Raw genomic sequence first — 18056 nt, 5'->3', positions numbered from 1 at the left:
ATCATGAAACTTGCAGAATTATCAACTTTAGAAAAAACTTTTAATCAACTCATCGAAACTCTGCTGAATAAAAAAGCAGAACATGAACATTTCACCGTTAGACTTAGCAGCGAAAGCAGTCAATTTACCCGCTTTAATTCTGCCAAAGTGAGACAAACAGGTTGTGTTCATGATGGTTCGATTCAATTGACCTTAATGGCTAATCAACGCACTAGTTCCCGTCAGTTTCCCTTGACTGGAAATTGGGACGTAGATTGGGAATTAGCCTCCACCGCTTTACAAGAATTACGTGATGAATTACCATTATTACCAATTGATCCTTATTTAGTTTTACCATCAGAAAATAATAGCAGTCGAGAAATTAATACTGGTAAATTACTCACTCCAGAAATATTAGTTCCCAGTATCCTGGAAACAGTGACTAATTTAGATTTTACAGGGATGTATGCTGGAGGAGTTGTTATCAGAGGTTATGGTGATTCTAGCGGAAAAAAACACTGGTTTGTGACTGATTCCTTTAATTTAGATTATTCCTTATTTATGGCATCAGGACAAGCTGTAAAAGGAACTTTTGCCGGAAGTGAATGGAATGAATCTGCTTATTTAGCGAAAATAAATGATGGGAAACAGCAAATAGAAATGCTATCTCGTCCAGTTAAAGAATTACCCAAAGGACAATATAGAACTTATTTTGCTCCGGCGGCGGTAGCTGATTTATTGGGTATGCTTTCCTGGGGTGCTATTAGTGAAGCCGATATTCAACAAGGTAATAGTGCTTTAGCTGCTTTATCACGTCAAGAAAAACAACTTTCCTCAAAATTCACGTTAAAAGAAAATTTTCAAAGTGGTTTAGTTCCTAGATTTAATAATTTGGGAGAAATAGCTGCACCAGAATTAACATTAATTGAAAAAGGGATTTTAATTAATAGCTTAGTTAATTCTCGCACAGCGAAGGAATATAATAAACCTGCGAATGGTGCGAATGGTTCAGAAACCTTACGTTCTCCAGAAATCAGCCTTGGTAATTTGACTTTTGAGCAGATTTTACCCAGTTTAGATACAGGATTATATGTTTCTAATTTACATTATTTGAACTGGAGCGATCGCCCATCTGGCAGAATTACAGGAATGACTCGTTATGCGTGCTTTTGGGTAGAAAATGGCGAAATCATTGCCCCCATAGCCAACCTGCGCTTTGATGAAAGTCTCTATCGTTTTTGGGGTGCAGAAAATCTCATTGATTTAACCAACTTCCAAGAATTTATTCCCGAAGTCGGAACTTACGGAAGCCGACAATTAGGAGGTAGTTTAGTTCCCGGTATGTTGGTGAACAATTTCACCTATACATTATAAACCTTATCCACCTTAGATTCCCAACCATCTTAAGGAGGGAATTGGGAATGACCCTTACTTTTGATCCAGAAGTTTACAGAAAATTACTTTCTCAGTCTCAACCGCGAGTTATTAAAACTGAGGAAGAAAATGATCGACTTTTAGCAGTTGTGGAAGATTTGCTTTCTCTTTGTATCAAAAGAAAAAATACATTCTTTCCATAATTCATCAAACTCTTGCTCTGTGGGTTGATAATAACCAGGGAATAAATCACGCATATTCATTTTCTGATAACTTCTTAAGAAAGGCTTAACGTATAGTGATAATCCATACAAGGATAACACATAATATATTATTCTTTCATCCTGTAAATCCTTAAATCCTGGAAATCCTGATTCAGACAGTGATCTGAATTAGATTGATTATTGCATGAGTGCAAGCTATAATCAAGCTATATTTTGGTAATTTGTTACATAAATAACCAGTAATTTATTTGACAATTCACATTGCCTATAGTTTAAAACTAAAAATATTTATATGAAACTACACTCCTTAGAAATAAAAAACTTTCGTGCTATTAACGATATCTCTTTAGATTTTACAGATTTACTTAGTCGTCCTAGACCTATAAATTTAATTGTTGGTCCTAATGGTTCTGGGAAAACTTTAATTTTAGATGCCATTCATGTTGTAGTTAAAGTATTTGAAAATCCAAAACATCCAGAGTTAAGAGAGGGTTTAGAATACAATATACAACAATTAGTTAGGGGGACAACAAATATAACTCAAATCGCATTTGAATATTCTCTTGAAAGAGATGAAGCTGAAGCTATTAATGATGTTTATTCATCACTTGAATTAGACCAAAACTTTGATTTATCAAACCCAGTTCCACCTTTAGAAAGTCCAGCAAAAGTTATTTGGTATTATCCAAATAGAAAACTAAATACAAAGAATTTATGTGATTATGATATTTCACCTGGAAATTCTATTAAAGTTTTGGGTGCAAGAGGTAGAGCTTCTCAGGCAATATCTAAAAATCGTCAAACTTCACAAATATTTGATAGAATTGGCGGAGTTTGCTATTTAGATCAAAGACGTACTGTAAGATTATTTAAGAGTTTTAATAAACAAAATCAGGAAGATCAAAATGCACATAGCGATGTTTTATTATGGTTAAATCAATATTACCGTAAAGATTTAACATGGAACGAGGAAAAATATGGTGAATCGTATTGGAAAAGAGTTCAAAGATTATTTAATAAAATTTGTTTTCCTTCAGAATTAATAGGTTTAGAGTCAGGTCCCGATTCTGATACTGTGATTCTCAAAAGAAAGAGTGTAGAATATGATTTATTACAAATGAGTTCAGGAGAACATCAAATTTTAAGAATTTTAGTTGGTTTAGCAGCAGATACCGCTAAAAATTCTATTGTTCTTATTGACGAAGTTGAACTACATTTACATCCTGCTTGGCAAAAAAGATTAATTCAAGTTTTACGAAAGGATGAATCAAATAATCAATATATTTTTACAACCCATTCCCCAACTGTAGCAAAAATGTTTTATGACTTTGAAATTATTAATTTGGGTGATTTGGCAGAAAAATAATGGAAATATCTAAAAATATTTTATATATTCTTGTTGAAGGAAAGGAATGGTCATTTATAGAGAGAGCCATTCAAGAGTTGATTTATGCAAATATTCTGCCTCAGATAAACTATGATGTGATTGAGGTTGGTGGTAGCGGAAACTTTAATGCTATTGCCAATTGGCAAAGTTCTATATGTAATGAATTAGTTGAGTGTTTAAGATTTCGCTTTAGACAAAATTACGAGAGATTAAAATTAGACAAACCACAAAATCAGATATTTTCTTTAGAGGAAATTGAGATTTGGTTTAAAGAACAAATACACATTAAGTGTGGAGAATCTCAAACAAAAATTCAAGCTTTAGAAACAATACTCAATAATAAATTACAAGAAATTACGTGGCAATCTTGGTTTCATGACCCTATGGTACTAGATATTAATCAAGCAAAGAGATTGTTTCAGGGTAGACAGGTATTGAAACATTTGTTTGATCAAGCAAAAAAATATCTATCTATACAACATCTTAACTATGATATTTTTATTGAGAAAATGCTTTTACCAGAAATAGAAAAGAATATTAATTCTGCTATTCTTCATGATATAGGTTTAATGTTAAATGTTTATTTTCAACAGGCGGCTAAGTTTACGGAAATAGAATAGAATAAAATAAAATTTAGATATAATAAAGAAGACATATATAGTAGTTTTTATAATCAATTATCACATATTTTACAGTATTTTTCATCCTGGAAATCCTGATTCAGACAAAAAAGTCCCTATCAACTAGAACCCGTGTATGTAATCATTGTGGGTTCATGGAAGATAGAGACTTAAAACTGAGATTGTCAAAGACTATTCAAAAACCTAACCTAACAACTCAATGTTAGAAAAGATGAAATCTTGAATAGAAATACGTTCTGCGATTTCCGTGCGGATTTCTCGACGGTTGAGAATGTAATAATTTCCTACCTTTTCATATTCATCAGTAAAATCGCTTTTACCGCCCTTTTGAGCGCCGGTTTCGGGGTCATGATAAACAGAATTGTATGTGTGAGAAAGATATCCTTCTCCAGTATCGTGACTGCTAAAAGTGTTAATAGTCACAAAAGTACCGTGAATTAAACGGTGAACATGGCAAACTTCATTGTTACGCACTTTGTACTTATCTCCTTCCGACTTTCCACCAACAAAAAGTTCTACTGCACCGTTTGCGTCAGTGCTACCATATCTAAAGGTGTTTGCGCCGTGAGTTTGTTCAAAAGAGCGACGGACACGGTGAACGGCGATTTCCCAAGCTTGTCCGTGAATGGCTTTTTTAGCAGCTTCGTCTTCCACATTCAGAACTTCTGCCTTCATATTGGCATCAATCCGCACTTGACCTTTGATCACTTGGTCATCATACTTATAAGTAATATCTGCGGTATAGCCAGGGAAATTTTCATCCCAAGTATAACGGTTTTGATAGGCAGCCTGAAAAAGTTCTTGGGCTGAGATTTGGGTAACTGTCATCGTGCTTGTCCTCTGGTTACAAGTTAAAATAGCTTTTTATCGTTGCTGGTATTAGCATAGAGGTAATTATCGAGGTTCGCATAGACCCCAAATGGGTACACTTATGGCTAAAACTCTCCACGCCATTTTCCAAGCGATCGCTAATGTCCAAAATGAGCAAGAATTAAAACTAGCTCTGATGGATACCATTGGCGACCATTTTGCAGTACAACATTGGGGTATTGATCTCCTAGATGACCAATTAGATACTCAAATTGAAGTTCCTGAAATTCCCGCTGTCTGCTTAGAAGCTAACCCCATTGGGCGTTATGTTGTCGAACGTCACGCCCCCACCCATGAGCAATTAATTTTGTCCCCAGAAGACTGGAAAAACTATTGCACTCGTCATGAACACGTGATGACTGGTCCCATAGTTTGTAATGGTCAATTAGTAGGGACTTTAAACTTTGCTCGTGACCCCGGAAGTCAGCCTTTTGATAGTAATGATTTAGCTGATTTAAGTGCAGTTTGTTTACATTTGTCGGCGAAAATGGCGACACTTCAAGCACAACCAAAAACCTTTGCATCTGCTGGTAATTGTCCCTTGACAGCGCGGGAATTAGAAATTGCCAAATTAGTAGCCCAAGGTTTAACTAATGGGGAAATTGCCGTTAAATTATGGATTACTCAAAATTCTGTCAAGCAAGCTTTAAAAAGGATGTTCCGTAAATTAGACGTTTCTACTCGTGCGGAAATGGTAGCCAAACTACAAGATAGATTAGTTTCCTCATAGCTATAAAAGAATGATAGATCATAGATCCCTGATTTCTTTAAGAGGTCGGGGATCTGACTATTCAAATATATTACTCTTTGGATACAGTTAATATCAATATCTTTTGTTAACCTTAAAAGAAATCCGATTATATTTTGATAATTGTAGGTTGGGTTAAGCAACAGCGCAACCCAACAAAGGTTATAAAATGTTGGGTTTCCTTGCGTCAACCCAACCTACGGAATTTTGTATTTATTTATCAACATAATTTTATTCATATATTATGCACAAACTATTAACTGGAGCTTTATCCACAGAAAAATTGACAGTAAAAATCCCCAACTTACCTCTATCATTAGCAGGATTAAAGCTGGTACAAATGTCAGATTTTCACTATGATAATGGTCTATTATCAGAAAAAATGTTGACAGAAGCAATTGCTGTTAGTAATGCCGCAAAACCAGATTTAGTTATTTTAACTGGCGACTACGTTAACACAATCGCTAAACCAATTCACCAACTAGCATCACGACTAAAAAACCTAGAAAGTCGCTATGGTGTCTATGCTATCCTTGGTAATCATGATATTTGTTATCCCAGTTCAAAATTAGAAATTACAAATGCTTTAACAAACGTGGGCATTAATGTACTTTGGAATCAAATTGCTTACCCCTTGGGAGAAAAATTACCTTTAGTGGGATTAGCGGATTTTTATTCACGAGAATTTAATCCAGAAGCAATTATGAATCAACTGGATTCGACTACACCTCGGATTGTCTTATCTCATCACCCAGATACAGCCGAAATCCTCAAAAAATGGCGAGTAGATTTACAATTATCTGGTCATAGTCATGGTGGACAAATAGTAATTCCTGGAATGGGACCCGCTATGATTTACTATGCAAAAATAGTTAAAAAAATCCCGAAAAAACTTCTCCGTAAATTACCATTTTTACGGAAAACCCATTCTATATTACGCCACTGGCAATGGTCAGAGGGTTTACATATAGTGGGAAATAATCAATTATATGTAAATCGAGGCTTAGGAACTTATTTCCCCGGACGGTTATTTTGTCCACCAGAGGTTACTATTATTACCTTAGAAATTCCGGTTCTTCCGTACCTGTTATGCCAAATATGAGTTTATTTACCCCATAACCCATATAAATAAAGGGTTTCATTGTTTTTGATGCCAAATTTATATCAAATTCACCGATGAATTAACGTAAAATCCTTACGGTATAAGGATTTTAGGGGTTGACAAAATTATTTAGCATAGTAAGTACCGAAGAACCGAAATTCCTTAATCTATTTCTTCCTTTGCGCCTTTGCCCCTTTGCGCGAAACAAAAACAATATAGTAGAATAGGAAATTAGCATCAACTTGTAATTTCTTATGTCTGCTACGCCGCTTGGATCTCAGCTAGATTCACCTAACTCCACTAAATCTGAACTTCTTCCCCCTCTCCTTGGTGCTTCCGTGACGGAGTTAACTGCTTGGGTACAGCAGCAGGGACAACCGGGTTATCGGGGTAAGCAATTGCATGATTGGATCTATAATAAGGGTGTGCGATCGCTCGCTAATATTTCTGTATTTCCGAAAAATTGGCGTTTGGAAGTTGCAGATATTCCCATAGGTCGTTCTTCTCTACATTACCGCTCTGTTGCCCCCGATGGTACAGTCAAATATCTCCTCAAATTAGCTGACGGGGAAATTGTGGAAACAGTGGGTATTCCCAGCGATAAACGGTTAACAGTCTGCGTTTCTACTCAAGTTGGCTGTCCAATGGCTTGTGATTTTTGTGCAACTGGGAAAGGTGGTTATAAACGTAATCTTACCCGTGCGGAAATCGTTGATCAAGTGTTGACTGTCCAAGAAGATTTTCAAGAACGGGTGAGTAACGTCGTATTCATGGGCATGGGTGAACCATTGTTGAATACGGAAAATGTGATTTTAGCAATTAAATCCATTAATCAAGATATCGGAATTGGTGCGCGATCGCTTACACTATCTACTGTAGGCATCCGCGATCGCATTTTGCAAGTCGCCCAACACCAACTGCAAATTACCCTCGCTGTCAGCCTCCACGCACCCAACCAAGCATTACGGGAACAACTCATTCCCAGCGCTAAACCCTACCCCATAGAAGACTTACTCGCAGAATGTCGAGAATACGTAGAAATAACTGGACGCAGAGTTACCTTTGAATACATACTTCTCGCTGGAGTCAACGACTTACCCGAACACGCCTTAGAACTATCAAAACGTCTGCGAGGATTTCAAAGTCACGTTAACTTAATCCCCTACAATCCCATAGAAGAAGTAGATTACAAAAGACCAACCCGCGACCGAATCGAAGCCTTTGTCAACGTTCTTCAACAACAAAATACCGCCGTCAGTGTCCGTTATTCTCGCGGTTTAGAAGCCGATGCTGCTTGTGGACAATTAAGAACAACAAAAAGGTAATTTGTCAATAAAATTGTCAATTATTTCCTAGCATAAATTCCTGGTGCATAAGCCTCAATCACCTTACCCGTGCGAGTGCAAGTGATCATCAAATAATCGCAAGTAGGACATTGTGTTCTGGTAACTTGACTATCAGCAATATAGTGACGTTCAGCCGCACTACCGCAATTTGGGCAATGAATCTTTTGTGATGCTTGCATTTTAAAACCCCTGAAATTAATAACTTTTGAGAAAAAGCGAAAAAACCTGTTTAATTATTGTGAATGTAAAAAAGTTGATATCTTTGGTCATTATCTTAAACTTGATAGTTTTTATCATCATGCCTCAGATATATAAATTTACTTTAGATCTAACTTTTCTTAGATTAGCCGTGATCCCTATGGTGTAATCCTTGAGACAGTCCTGTTTATTTTTTGGGAAAAAATAGGTTATTTTTCCATTCAAGCGTTACCAGATAGGAAAAACTGTAATCAAAGTCACAAAATCAATAGTTTTATATTTAATTAATATTTGCATAAACAAGACACCCCTCCCACAGTCATACAATTATTGTGAGCTAAGTTTCTAGCCCGTCCATTTAGTATTTATAGTGACATACTAGGAAAATAGGCGTTGCTGAACTCAGGTATGAAATTCCCAAATTAAACCTTTAAAACTCTGAACTTTGCGTCTTTGCGCCTTTGCGTGAGACTAAAATTCATACCCTTAATCAGCAACACCGGAAAATATATTAAGTAGGTGGGCGGAGGAAAATCAAAATATATAAATCGCTCAATTTTCCAGACTTGATATTACTTCTAACTTCTTCTAAATCCTCCTGATAGCGCAGCGTGGCGTTAGCCATACTCCTGAATGGGCGCAGGCCCTGCGCCCCTACCTCCTGATAGCGTTTACGTAGTGTGCCGAAGGCATAGCCGTTAGCCATACTTCTAGCCCTCACAGATAACTTTTATGGCTTACGCTACGCTATCAGCAAACCTTAACGGAACACCAAAAAACAAATTACCCAATTTTGTGGGATGGGCATCCTGCCCGTCCTTGATGATTAGCGGGCAATTCGTCCCGCACCACAAGAAATTTTTGGGTATTTTTTTAATTGGAAGTCCCTTATTGTGTTCACCTACTTAGTCCGTTTCAACGGACTTGAGCTATGAGACAGGGAATTTATTCCCTGGCGGTTGTGGAAGGCAACAGATAAACCGTTTTCAGTATAATTGTATCCACCTGCTTAACCATGAATAAAAAAGTAAGTAGTCATCCCAAAAGCCACCACTATCACAAATTTCCGCACCAAATTAGGTTCTAGTCTGCGGGCAAAATGAGCGCATAAATAACCACCCAAAGAACCACCAACCGCCATTATAATAACTTGATGCCAAGCAATCAAATTAGCGAACATAAAGGGAATAATAGCCACACCATTAATGCAACTACCTAATAAAGTTTTAAAAGCATTAATAGAGTGAATATTTTTAATCCCTAAAAAGGTTAAAGTTGCCAACATTAAAATGCCTACACCCGCACCAAAAAAACCACCATATATAGAGATTGCTAATTGAGAAACTAAAAGAATAAATAAAGGTGGAGGTGTAGAAATATCATTTTTACTCTGAAGTTGCAGCCAGCTTTTTAGAGATTCACTGAATGTAAATATTAATGTTGCTGATAGTAATAAATAGGGCAGCATCTTTTTAAACACATCCGGTGATGTATATAACAAAGCCACCGAACCAATCACACCACCAACTAAACTTGTGCCGGCTAGTAATAATAATTGTCTTTTTTCAATATTCAAATCTTGACGATATGCCCTTGCACTAGCGATCGCTGCTATCCACAAAGCAGTATTATTTGTAGCATTAGCGATAATTGGTGCGACACCCGTAAATATTAGGGTAGGAAATGTAATGAAACTACCACCACCCGCGACAGCATTGAGTCCACCGGCAATAAACGCGGTACCCAAGAGAAGCAAACTATGAATCAAAGTTAAGTCTTGCGGCATTTTTTGTAATTAATAAACTTAGTTATACTGTTATACAGTAAATACTGTAAGTTTATTGAATTATTGTTGATTTAACTAACACTAAATCCAAAGCCGTACAAATATACCAAACAATTTTTCAGAAAAATTATGGAAAAAAAATGAAGAATCTTAATCTTCTGAAGAGAAGATACAACACCACTGATAGTTATAGGAGTATTATTAAAAAGTAGAAAATTACCGTCAGCAGTTTGTGATCTTCCAGTTATTAAACCAGACAAAGTACCAATTGTTGGTTGACCATTTTGGAGAATACCTGCTAAATTACTAACTTCTTTTAATTGTCCAGTCCCTTGAAAATTAGCTATTCTGCCGATGTCAGTTTCTAAGTTAAATGAGTTAATATCTAACCTGGTTAATCTATTGACAATAGGGACTATGGGATTATCATAGTTATAATTCAGATTTCCAGCTAGATTACCATATCATCTGTATTGCCTTCATAAGCTAATCGAGGGACGGGTTTCCCCAGCCCTACTAGAAATCCTCATCATCAACAAAAAACTCTGCATCTTCATCTATTCTAGATTGCGACTCTCCCAAACCCCAGAGAGGCTGCAAAACTGCTGTACCTAACAAACCGACAGCCAGACTAAAAGCTAACATTAACCCAAAGGGAATTTGTATGGATTGAAAGACCAAAAACCGTAAAGATACAGGAGTAGCATTTTGGACAGAAATTAGAGCGATCGCCATTACCCAAACAGCTATAATTACTAATATGAAAAAATTTGCCAAAATTTTGAATATCATAACTTTAAAAATCTTTTCGTGAGAGCTAGGAGTCAGGAGTCAGGAGGAAGAAGAAGTACAACTGACAACTGACAACTGAGAACTGACAATTATTTATATCCCTTCCAAGGGTCGACTTTTAATTCTCCCTTGGGTGTAAATAGTACCTGAAAATGAGCTAGAGGTTGTTTATTATCAGGTGCAGCTACATTTGAGCCATACACTGATTGGAACATCTGAGGTAGAGGAGTTTCCCGGAAATAATCAAAAGCGACTTGATTAAGTGGTTCATAGTCCGCTATTACCCCTTCTTTATTCACTGCTACTCGATATTTTAAATCCTTAGCAAAGGTAGGAGTAACACTCCAATTTTGACGAATTGTACTATACAGCTTTTGATTTAAATCCTTGATTTTATTGATATCAGTAATTTTTTCGCCAGTTACTTCTGGTGTTTTAGCGTATCCTAACCAGGGACTAATTTCTAGAAACCCTTTTTGGGTAAATACGACTTTGAATTGAGCAATAGGTTCATTAGGGACGCGATTAGCAGGATTATAGAGTAGTCTAGGTAGTGGTGTTTTATCGATCGCATCACTAGCTTTCTGATTTACTGCTTTATAACCAACAATACTACCATCGGCGGCCACACCTAAACGATAAACTAAATCCTCTGGTAATTCTGAGCGATTTGTCCAAGCGGGATGAATTTGATTGTAAACTTGGCGATTTAATGCCCGTAATTGAGATGGATCTGTTATTTCTGGAACTGTCTTTAAAAGTGCTTCCAAATCCTTGTTAACAGGGGTTTCTGATGCTGTGGTTGTGGTTGTGGGGGTGGCTGCTACTGTGGGTGTAATGGAGGGTGATACTGACGCTATGGGTGTGGGTGTGGAGGCGCTGGACTGTGTTTCTGGTTTGACTTGAGGTGGACGAATTTGGGGGGCAGGAATTAAACTAAAGGCTAGGGCAGCTACGGCTAGGCTGGATACGCCGACGGTAGCGGGGATTGCTTGTTTAATTAAGGTTTGACTAGAACCACCATAACTGCGATGAACTGGGTATAGTTCTAGGGATAATTCTGGTAAAGTCTGGCTATCAGCAAAAAACTGATCTACGGCTTCAACTAAATCAAATAATTGGACTGTGTTGAGGACGACTTGCAGCGGTTGTCCGGGGTTGTTATTTCCCCCTTGATTGTCTGCTGTGATTTCAGAGTGAACAATTAATTTGTGTCTGTTGCTGTCAATTTTCTGTAATTCAACTAATTCTGAATTTTGATGTTCAAATTTTTTGCCTTGGGGATTGGGTATATTGCTTAAAACTTCTTGAGCGTAAGCACTCACGGCTCTAACTAAGCTTTCAAAAAATTCTCTACCTCCACTTATGGGTTGATCATAATTAGATAAATGGCATTCTGCATTCACTAATATGGATAGTTCGGGACGCATTTCTTGAAAGTTAGCTGTCCGTGTCATGTCACTTAACCCTTCTAGGAGCAGGGTGCAATTAGGTAAACTATATTTACGTTGGATATTCATTTTATTTACTCTACTCCACTTCACCGTCAAAAAGAGAAATCCAGTATCGCTGCATTCCCGCCGTACCTGTGCAGAATAGTAATTTTCCTAATAAGTCTATAGCTAGTTCATCTAATTTTTCATCAGAATTTAATGCTATTACACCAGAACGCCGGGAATTCATCCGACTTTTAAAGTGGGTTCTAAACCTTTCTAGGTAATTAGCTAATCTTAAATTTTGTTCTGGGGGAATCTGTTTTTGGGCTAATTGTTGATATATGGTTAGTAGTTGGCGGATGACGACTGTTAACCGCCGAGCGATGTAACAAGCAATGACTACGAGGGCTTTGGCTTCTAAAATATCTAAGGGACGGCGACTATGCGCTCTCCTCATGGGGTTAGAAGCTCGCATTCGCCATAAGTTTACCCGATTTTTGATGATTCCTTTGAGGTCTAATTCTTCTGCAAAGGATAAAATGGCTTCAGAACCGCCTAGTTCTAAGGCTTCAATGGCTAATAACATTAAATCTATTTGCAATCTAGTTCTGGCTGGACATACTTGGCCGGCGATCGCTGGATCTGGTAAAGTATCCAAAATCATCGGCGTTCCCTGAGCGTTTGGGCTGTTTAAAGATGGGATACTAGCGGAGACATTCATTCTATAAAATACCTTATACGTTTCCAATAAAGTGATTGATATTAACCTCTCATGGCTAATCGCTGGCGCGATATGGCAGTTCAATTATATACATTACGACCTATAAATTTTGATTTTTGACTTTTAATTTTTGACTTTTGACTTGCACTTTGCGGTACTAGTAGTCTGTCAAATAAATTTCGACGGATAAAGAAGAAATGAACCACGAAGGACGCAAAGAGCGCGTTCGCGAAGCGTCCCGTTAGGGATAGGAAGAAGGAAGAGGAAAAATTTATTTACCCGTCAATTAGTTCTTGACAGACTACTAGTACACAAAGGCGTAAATAAACCAACCATGATAAATATCCTGAAAGCCTGTACCCTATTCGGTTTGACTTTTGACTTTTGACTTTTGACTTTTAACGAACGCCACTAGTCTCTAGGTTATGACATTATAGGGTAGGATTTGGCAGGGATCGGGGAAATTTTTGGCCTCTTACCCTTTGTTTCTTGATTGACCAATAACTACTCACAAATATGGATTTAAAATCTCTGATTCGTGATATACCAGACTTTCCTAAGCCGGGAATTTTATTTCGAGATGTCACTACTCTATTAAGCGACCCAGCAGGATTGCGATATACTATTGACCTTTTAGCACAAAAATGTTCAGAAATTGAACTTGAGGTGGATTATATTATCGGTATGGAGTCGCGGGGGTTCATTTTTGGTGCGCCTGTGGCTTATAAATTGGGTGCGGGTTTTATTCCTGTTCGCAAAAAAGGAAAATTACCAGCAGCGGTTCACTCTATTGAATATCAACTAGAATATGGTACGGATACATTAGAAGTACATCAGGATGCTTTGAAACCAGGTTGTAAGATCTTAATTGTGGATGATTTGATTGCTACTGGTGGTACTGCTAGTGCAACAGCAAAGTTGGTACAAAAGATTGACTGTGAACTCATAGGGTTTGGGTTTATCATCGAGCTACGGGATTTGCAAGGACGAAAACATTTACCTGATGTCCCTATTATCTCACTGGTTGAATATTAGTCAGTTCGGAGTTCGGAGTCAGGAGGAAGAAGAAAGAAAGAAAGAAGACGAAAATTATCCAATCACCAATTACCAATCACCAATTACCAATCACCAATTACCAATGACAAAAATTTCCTTGGAGACAAGTCGAGACTGGCTGATGAAGTTAGTTACGAATGAAACTTTTATTTATGTGATGAAACGGCTTTTACAGGCGCTATTGACAATTTTTTTAGCGTCGGCTTTGTCATTTTTTATTATGAAGTTTTCTCCAGGGGATTATGTAGATACCCTGGGACAAAATCCGAAAATTTCCCGAGAACGGATTGAGGAAATTAGACAACAATTTGGTTTAGATAAATCTTGGCCAGAACAGTTTGGATTTTGGTTGCAGCAAATTGTCACTAAAGGTGATTTTGGCACAAGTTTTGTTTATCAACGTTCTGTATCGTCGCTGTTATGGGAACGAGTTCCAGCCACGTTGTTATTAGCGATCGCTTCTTTAATTATTACATGGGCGATCGCAATTCCTTTGGGTATTCTCGCTGCTGTAAAACAAAATCGTAGAACTGACCAGATTTTACAAATAGTCAGTTACGCTGGTCAAGGTATTCCCAGTTTTATCACTGTTTTATTTTTACTATTTTTTGCCCAATTAACTACCCCACTTTTTCCCGTTGGTAATATGACGAGTATTGATCATGCAGAACTAACATGGTTAGGTAAAATTCTTGATATTGCTTGGCATTCAGTTTTACCATTAATTGCTTTGAGTATTACCAGTTTTGCTGGTTTACAACGCATTATGCGGGGTCAATTATTGGATGTTTTGCGCCAAGATTATATTCAAACTGCCCGCGCTAAAGGACTTCCAGAAAACCGCGTTATTTATGTTCATGCTTTGCGAAATGCTATTAACCCATTAATTACTTTATTGGGTTTTGAATTAGCAGGTTTGTTAGGTGGTGCATTTATTACAGAAAATTTCTTCAATTGGCCAGGTTTAGGAAAATTAACCCTACAAGCTGTTTTAGCTAAAGACCAATATTTAGTCATGGCCAGTTTAGTAATGAGTGCAGTATTATTAATTGTTGGTAATTTAATTGCCGACTTAATTTTAAAAGCAGCAGATCCGAGAATTAAGTTAGAAGATTTGAATTAGAACCGGACTTACACAAAATGTCTCTTAAAATCTCTTTCCTGCATAAAACTTAATGTGAGTCCTAACAAATTTATTGGGTAAACTTAGAAAATTTAGTTTATGCCAAAATTCCTACCAAAATTCTCATTAGATCTTCTAAATCATTAGGAATGCGATACAAGGAAATATCCTGAAAAATTTGCTGATTGGTTTTTTCTAATATTCCAAAACGCCAAGCATCACCAATGGTAACACATCCATAAAAAACATCTCCTTCTTCAACTTGAGAAATAGCAATTAATTCTACAGCAAGTTGTGTAAAACCTCGTGTTAAATCATCATTTTTAGCTTCAACTACCAATAAACTAGGATTATGTTTGAGAAAATAATCTAAATTACCCTTTAACCAGTTATTTACAGACAATGGGTATTCAATTCTCACTTGACATTGACAATAGCGAGCAACTTCTAATAATGTTGGTGCTACTAGGGTTTCTCGTCTTGCTGTTTCACTACTTAAACTTACTAAAGGTAAAGATTCTTCAATTCGTTGTTTTAATTCCTCTAGTCTTTGTAAAGGATGATTACTTTTAGGTAAATCAATATATCTTCTTATTAAAGAATAGCCCAATTCTGCTAATATTTCATCAGCTTCATAGGGCATTTCAAAGTAAGATCGAAAAGTGTAGGATTGACTTTCTAATAATATTTTTTTACGAGTCATAAATTTATCTGAATCAGAATTTATAGGATTTAAGATAGAATTTCAGAATTTATAGGATAAGCTGTTGTGCATTTAATTTGTATAATTCTTGCGGGCAAGATGCCCGCACTACAAGAAATAACAATATTAGGATTATTGGATCTAGCTGCGTAACAGCTTAACATCAACTAAAAATAGCAATCACAGCCTATTATAACTTCAATTTTTGGCATTGCCGAACTCAGGTATGAAATTGAAAAATGTAAAGTTTGACATTTTGTGCCTTTGCTTACTTGTATTTAGGGCTTGCTGAATAAACCAAAAACCTAGATATATTAAGAGTTTCAGGCTTAAAAAAGTGAATTAGGTGCGAGGAATAAGCATTGAAACCATTAAAAACCTATCACTTTCTCAGATTCGAGACTATTCTTATCTCCTCCTAATTTTTCCTCGGTGACTCGGTGACTCCTAGACCTCACGAAAAGACTTTTTCAGCAAACCCTATGTAGTCTGACAGACTTTGCCAATGTGCCAGTTGCGTAAGTCCTGTCTTAATGATCACTAGCCTCAAAAATAGGACAAAGTAATTATTTTTACAAATAAAGCAATAGTATTCACGAGGGGTAATTCGTCAAATATTTTGTACTTTCTTTTTTGGATAAGTCTTTTGTACTGATGCAGCCTAGCACTCTAGTAATGTCAAAAAAAAAAAAAAAAATCAGTATTATTGCTATTAATAATTGATATCTTTTATTGAATAATGTGATTGTCAACAGAAAAAACCACTAAAAATATAACAAGACTAGTACCGCAAGGCGGAAGTCAAAAATAATATGGCCTAGGCTTTTTAGTAATTATTGAGAGTGGTTGTTTTATTTACGCCGTGATCTAAAAAACACAAGTTGCTACTTGTAACTGTGGGTTTTGTTGATATCTTTGAATCACGCTTAACAAAACGGAATTTAATTGATTTCTACCTTTTCTAAAGACTTTCAGGAGAGAGTTACAATGTCTTTACGTCGTTTTTTCATTGCTTCTAGCTTAATTCTTAGTCCCCTTGGTTTTGGATCTGCTGCGTTTGCTGAGACAACTAGTACTATTGAACTTAATGCCACAGTGCCTGTAACAGCTAACATTACATTAACCTCAACAACTGAAGCTACTGACTTATACGACAGCATCCTATCAAGTCAACGAGGGATTGTAAAAATTGCTGACTTTAGTGTTACAAGTAACACACCTTATGTAATCCTAACTGCATCCTCGACTAATAGCGGCAACTTGATGAGTGACAATTTAGATCAGATTTCATACAAACTTCACGTAGGTGATGATGGAAGTGAAGCTCCAATCGATGGTTTTGATACTGTAACCGACTTCTCAAGGTCTGTGACTGGTAATGGAGACTTATACATTGAGATTACAAACATGAATAATGCCGATGCAGGAACATACAGTGATACCTTAACCTTAATAATTTCCACTGAGACTTAAACCTTTAATTTTAGGACTTACGTAAGATGTGACTGAAAACCTTATTCTTGCGTAGGGGTAATTCATGTAGCTTGCTTCCCGAAGGGTATTACCCCTACTTTCGTTCTATTTTGCGTAAGTCCTGAATTGGGGAAACAATAAAAATCCAGTTCCCTCACCTTACTAAGGGGAGGGTTAGGGAGGGGTAAAAACATTTAATCTAACTGTATTTGATAACAATCAAATCATGAAACTCTCAATTCGGCATTTTTTTATCTTTATTTTTTTCGTAGTATTAAGTAGCATTTCACCAGCACTAGCCTTTAAATTAGAGCCAATTTCTAAAGTATTTGAACCAGCAGGGGCAGGTGCTACCCAGTCTTATAAAATTATTAATGATACCTCAGAACAAATCGCCGTTGAACTGTCAATGGTGAAACGAAAAATCAGCTTAGAAGGTCAAGAATCCACTGAAAAAGCTGATGATGATTTTTTAGTTTATCCATCCCAAATAATCCTACCACCTCAAGGTGTACAATCGGTGCGAGTGACATGGTTAGGTAATCCTAACCCTGAAAAAGAACTAAATTATCGTATTATAGCTGAACAGTTACCAATTAATTTAAAAGATACCCAACAATCACAATCACAGGCAATAGCAGCCGGAATCAAAATTACGTTTCGTTACATAGGATCGGTGTATATTCGCCCTAAAAATACACAATCTAAAGTTATCCTGAATGGCATTACTCATGAAAAATCAAAAGATGGAAAGGATTTGTTAGTAATTACTTTTGATAATCAGGGTACTCGCCGGGCAGTATTATCAGAATTAAATTTAAACTTAACTAGCGACAAAGGAACTCAATTTACTCTCAAATCAGAACAGTTAGAAGGTGTGAATAATGGGCTGATTTTGGCAGGTAGTCAGCGACGGTTTTCTATTCCTTGGCCTCAACAATTACCTATAGGCAAAGTCACAGGCACATTTACATTTAAAGATGTTGAATAATCAAGAATATCAACCCCTTTGTCAAGCTCTCCTCATGAGGATGTTTGAAAAGATCCCCCTAAATCCCCCTTAAGAAGGGGGACTTTGAAGAATTTAGCCCCCCTTT

Annotated in this window: 19 protein-coding genes; 11 read left to right on the top strand and 8 right to left on the bottom strand. The window is 36.7% G+C overall.

The genetic code is table 11. From position 1 onward, the window contains the following. The first annotated feature begins 3 nt into the window (after positions 1 to 3). The 4 genes from CA730_RS12870 (at position 4) to CA730_RS12855 (ending at position 3584) form a co-directional block, all read left to right on the top strand. Positions 4 to 1353 (top strand): TldD/PmbA family protein, encoded by a 1350-nt coding sequence (locus tag CA730_RS12870; RefSeq protein ID WP_096667795.1) that lies wholly within the window; start codon positions 4 to 6, stop codon positions 1351 to 1353. A gap of 47 nt (positions 1354 to 1400) precedes the next feature. Continuing rightward, positions 1401 to 1556, top strand: coding sequence for a hypothetical protein (locus CA730_RS12865; RefSeq protein WP_197705442.1), 156 nt, complete (start codon positions 1401 to 1403; stop codon positions 1554 to 1556). A gap of 313 nt (positions 1557 to 1869) precedes the next feature. Then, the gene (locus CA730_RS12860; protein ID WP_096667793.1) at positions 1870 to 2943 is read left to right on the top strand and encodes an AAA family ATPase; all 1074 of its coding nucleotides are present in this window, start codon (positions 1870 to 1872) and stop codon (positions 2941 to 2943) included. Beyond that, positions 2943 to 3584 carry a hypothetical protein gene (locus tag CA730_RS12855; RefSeq protein ID WP_096667791.1) on the top strand — a complete coding sequence of 214 codons (642 nt, stop codon included), beginning with the start codon at positions 2943 to 2945 and terminating at the stop codon, positions 3582 to 3584. The genes CA730_RS12860 and CA730_RS12855 overlap by 1 nt, the downstream gene beginning before the upstream one ends. Positions 3585 to 3788: 204 nt before the next feature. Here the strand turns inward: CA730_RS12855 and CA730_RS12850 are convergent, their stop codons facing one another. Next, the gene (locus tag CA730_RS12850) at positions 3789 to 4433 is read right to left on the bottom strand and encodes a DUF3386 domain-containing protein (RefSeq protein WP_096667789.1); all 645 of its coding nucleotides are present in this window, start codon (positions 4431 to 4433) and stop codon (positions 3789 to 3791) included. Positions 4434 to 4536: 103 nt separating this feature from the next. Here CA730_RS12850 and CA730_RS12845 point away from each other — a divergent pair, with 103 nt between their 5' ends. The 3 genes from CA730_RS12845 to rlmN all read left to right on the top strand — a co-directional run bounded on the left by CA730_RS12845 (position 4537) and on the right by rlmN (position 7650). After that, positions 4537 to 5205: a helix-turn-helix transcriptional regulator gene (locus tag CA730_RS12845; protein ID WP_096671505.1), complete on the top strand. Its 669-nt coding sequence runs from the start codon at positions 4537 to 4539 to the stop codon at positions 5203 to 5205. 262 nt (positions 5206 to 5467) lie between these two features. Then, positions 5468 to 6325, top strand: coding sequence for a metallophosphoesterase (locus CA730_RS12840; RefSeq protein WP_096667787.1), 858 nt, complete (start codon positions 5468 to 5470; stop codon positions 6323 to 6325). 254 nt (positions 6326 to 6579) lie between these two features. Then, positions 6580 to 7650, top strand: a complete 1071-nt coding sequence (gene rlmN, locus CA730_RS12835) for a 23S rRNA (adenine(2503)-C(2))-methyltransferase RlmN (protein WP_096667785.1) — start codon at positions 6580 to 6582, stop codon at positions 7648 to 7650. A 20-nt stretch (positions 7651 to 7670) separates the two neighbouring features. Here the strand turns inward: rlmN and CA730_RS12830 are convergent, their stop codons facing one another. The 6 genes from CA730_RS12830 to CA730_RS12810 form a co-directional block, all read right to left on the bottom strand. Then, a complete protein-coding gene (locus CA730_RS12830; protein ID WP_039202135.1) occupies positions 7671 to 7850 on the bottom strand; it encodes a hypothetical protein in 180 nt (59 codons plus the stop codon). A gap of 530 nt (positions 7851 to 8380) precedes the next feature. After that, on the bottom strand, positions 8381 to 8590 hold the full coding sequence (locus CA730_RS24375) for a hypothetical protein (protein WP_199924421.1): 210 nt from the start codon (positions 8588 to 8590) through the stop codon (positions 8381 to 8383). Positions 8591 to 8878: 288 nt separating this feature from the next. Further along, positions 8879 to 9655, bottom strand: coding sequence for a sulfite exporter TauE/SafE family protein (locus CA730_RS12825; RefSeq protein ID WP_096667783.1), 777 nt, complete (start codon positions 9653 to 9655; stop codon positions 8879 to 8881). A 516-nt stretch (positions 9656 to 10171) separates the two neighbouring features. Beyond that, the gene (locus tag CA730_RS12820; protein WP_096667781.1) at positions 10172 to 10447 is read right to left on the bottom strand and encodes a lipopolysaccharide assembly protein LapA domain-containing protein; all 276 of its coding nucleotides are present in this window, start codon (positions 10445 to 10447) and stop codon (positions 10172 to 10174) included. Between the two features lie 89 nt (positions 10448 to 10536). Continuing rightward, positions 10537 to 11967, bottom strand: a complete 1431-nt coding sequence (locus CA730_RS12815) for a DUF4335 domain-containing protein (protein WP_096667779.1) — start codon at positions 11965 to 11967, stop codon at positions 10537 to 10539. Between the two features lie 10 nt (positions 11968 to 11977). Further along, positions 11978 to 12604, bottom strand: coding sequence for a DUF3038 domain-containing protein (locus tag CA730_RS12810; protein WP_096667777.1), 627 nt, complete (start codon positions 12602 to 12604; stop codon positions 11978 to 11980). A 516-nt stretch (positions 12605 to 13120) separates the two neighbouring features. Between CA730_RS12810 and CA730_RS12805 the strand changes: the two genes are divergently transcribed. Beyond that, positions 13121 to 13639 (top strand): adenine phosphoribosyltransferase, encoded by a 519-nt coding sequence (locus CA730_RS12805; protein WP_096667775.1) that lies wholly within the window; start codon positions 13121 to 13123, stop codon positions 13637 to 13639. A gap of 103 nt (positions 13640 to 13742) precedes the next feature. Continuing rightward, on the top strand, positions 13743 to 14783 hold the full coding sequence (locus CA730_RS12800; RefSeq protein ID WP_096671503.1) for an ABC transporter permease: 1041 nt from the start codon (positions 13743 to 13745) through the stop codon (positions 14781 to 14783). A gap of 97 nt (positions 14784 to 14880) precedes the next feature. Here CA730_RS12800 and CA730_RS12795 read toward each other — a convergent pair whose 3' ends face one another. Continuing rightward, positions 14881 to 15486 (bottom strand): hypothetical protein, encoded by a 606-nt coding sequence (locus CA730_RS12795; RefSeq protein ID WP_096667773.1) that lies wholly within the window; start codon positions 15484 to 15486, stop codon positions 14881 to 14883. Positions 15487 to 16473: 987 nt separating this feature from the next. Between CA730_RS12795 and CA730_RS12790 the strand changes: the two genes are divergently transcribed. Then, positions 16474 to 16959, top strand: a complete 486-nt coding sequence (locus CA730_RS12790) for a hypothetical protein (RefSeq protein WP_096667771.1) — start codon at positions 16474 to 16476, stop codon at positions 16957 to 16959. A 226-nt stretch (positions 16960 to 17185) separates the two neighbouring features. Further along, entirely contained in the window at positions 17186 to 17950 is a 765-nt protein-coding gene (locus CA730_RS12785) for a fimbrial biogenesis chaperone (RefSeq protein WP_096667769.1), read from the top strand. Positions 17951 to 18056 lie beyond the last annotated feature (106 nt).

The organism is Dolichospermum compactum NIES-806, assembly GCF_002368115.1.
Lineage (GTDB): Bacteria > Cyanobacteriota > Cyanobacteriia > Cyanobacteriales > Nostocaceae > Dolichospermum > Dolichospermum compactum.
Note: the sequence above shows the minus strand (reverse complement) of the source record. Positions and strands in the feature narration are given on the sequence as shown.

What these genes read in the sequence shown, in the direction of transcription:
- CA730_RS12820 (WP_096667781.1), bottom strand. Translation starts at nt 10,447, where the DNA reads ATGATATTCAAAATTTTGGCAAATTTTTTCATATTAGTAATTATAGCT.
- CA730_RS12860 (WP_096667793.1), top strand. Translation starts at nt 1,870, where the DNA reads ATGAAACTACACTCCTTAGAAATAAAAAACTTTCGTGCTATTAACGAT.
- CA730_RS12800 (WP_096671503.1), top strand. Translation starts at nt 13,743, where the DNA reads ATGACAAAAATTTCCTTGGAGACAAGTCGAGACTGGCTGATGAAGTTA.
- rlmN (WP_096667785.1), top strand. Translation starts at nt 6,580, where the DNA reads ATGTCTGCTACGCCGCTTGGATCTCAGCTAGATTCACCTAACTCCACT.
- CA730_RS12805 (WP_096667775.1), top strand. Translation starts at nt 13,121, where the DNA reads ATGGATTTAAAATCTCTGATTCGTGATATACCAGACTTTCCTAAGCCG.
- CA730_RS12840 (WP_096667787.1), top strand. Translation starts at nt 5,468, where the DNA reads ATGCACAAACTATTAACTGGAGCTTTATCCACAGAAAAATTGACAGTA.
- CA730_RS12830 (WP_039202135.1), bottom strand. Translation starts at nt 7,850, where the DNA reads ATGCAAGCATCACAAAAGATTCATTGCCCAAATTGCGGTAGTGCGGCT.
- CA730_RS12850 (WP_096667789.1), bottom strand. Translation starts at nt 4,433, where the DNA reads ATGACAGTTACCCAAATCTCAGCCCAAGAACTTTTTCAGGCTGCCTAT.
- CA730_RS12785 (WP_096667769.1), top strand. Translation starts at nt 17,186, where the DNA reads ATGAAACTCTCAATTCGGCATTTTTTTATCTTTATTTTTTTCGTAGTA.
- CA730_RS12845 (WP_096671505.1), top strand. Translation starts at nt 4,537, where the DNA reads ATGGCTAAAACTCTCCACGCCATTTTCCAAGCGATCGCTAATGTCCAA.
- CA730_RS12790 (WP_096667771.1), top strand. Translation starts at nt 16,474, where the DNA reads ATGTCTTTACGTCGTTTTTTCATTGCTTCTAGCTTAATTCTTAGTCCC.
- CA730_RS12825 (WP_096667783.1), bottom strand. Translation starts at nt 9,655, where the DNA reads ATGCCGCAAGACTTAACTTTGATTCATAGTTTGCTTCTCTTGGGTACC.
- CA730_RS12810 (WP_096667777.1), bottom strand. Translation starts at nt 12,604, where the DNA reads ATGAATGTCTCCGCTAGTATCCCATCTTTAAACAGCCCAAACGCTCAG.
- CA730_RS12855 (WP_096667791.1), top strand. Translation starts at nt 2,943, where the DNA reads ATGGAAATATCTAAAAATATTTTATATATTCTTGTTGAAGGAAAGGAA.
- CA730_RS12795 (WP_096667773.1), bottom strand. Translation starts at nt 15,486, where the DNA reads ATGACTCGTAAAAAAATATTATTAGAAAGTCAATCCTACACTTTTCGA.
- CA730_RS12815 (WP_096667779.1), bottom strand. Translation starts at nt 11,967, where the DNA reads ATGAATATCCAACGTAAATATAGTTTACCTAATTGCACCCTGCTCCTA.
- CA730_RS12870 (WP_096667795.1), top strand. Translation starts at nt 4, where the DNA reads ATGAAACTTGCAGAATTATCAACTTTAGAAAAAACTTTTAATCAACTC.
- CA730_RS12865 (WP_197705442.1), top strand. Translation starts at nt 1,401, where the DNA reads ATGACCCTTACTTTTGATCCAGAAGTTTACAGAAAATTACTTTCTCAG.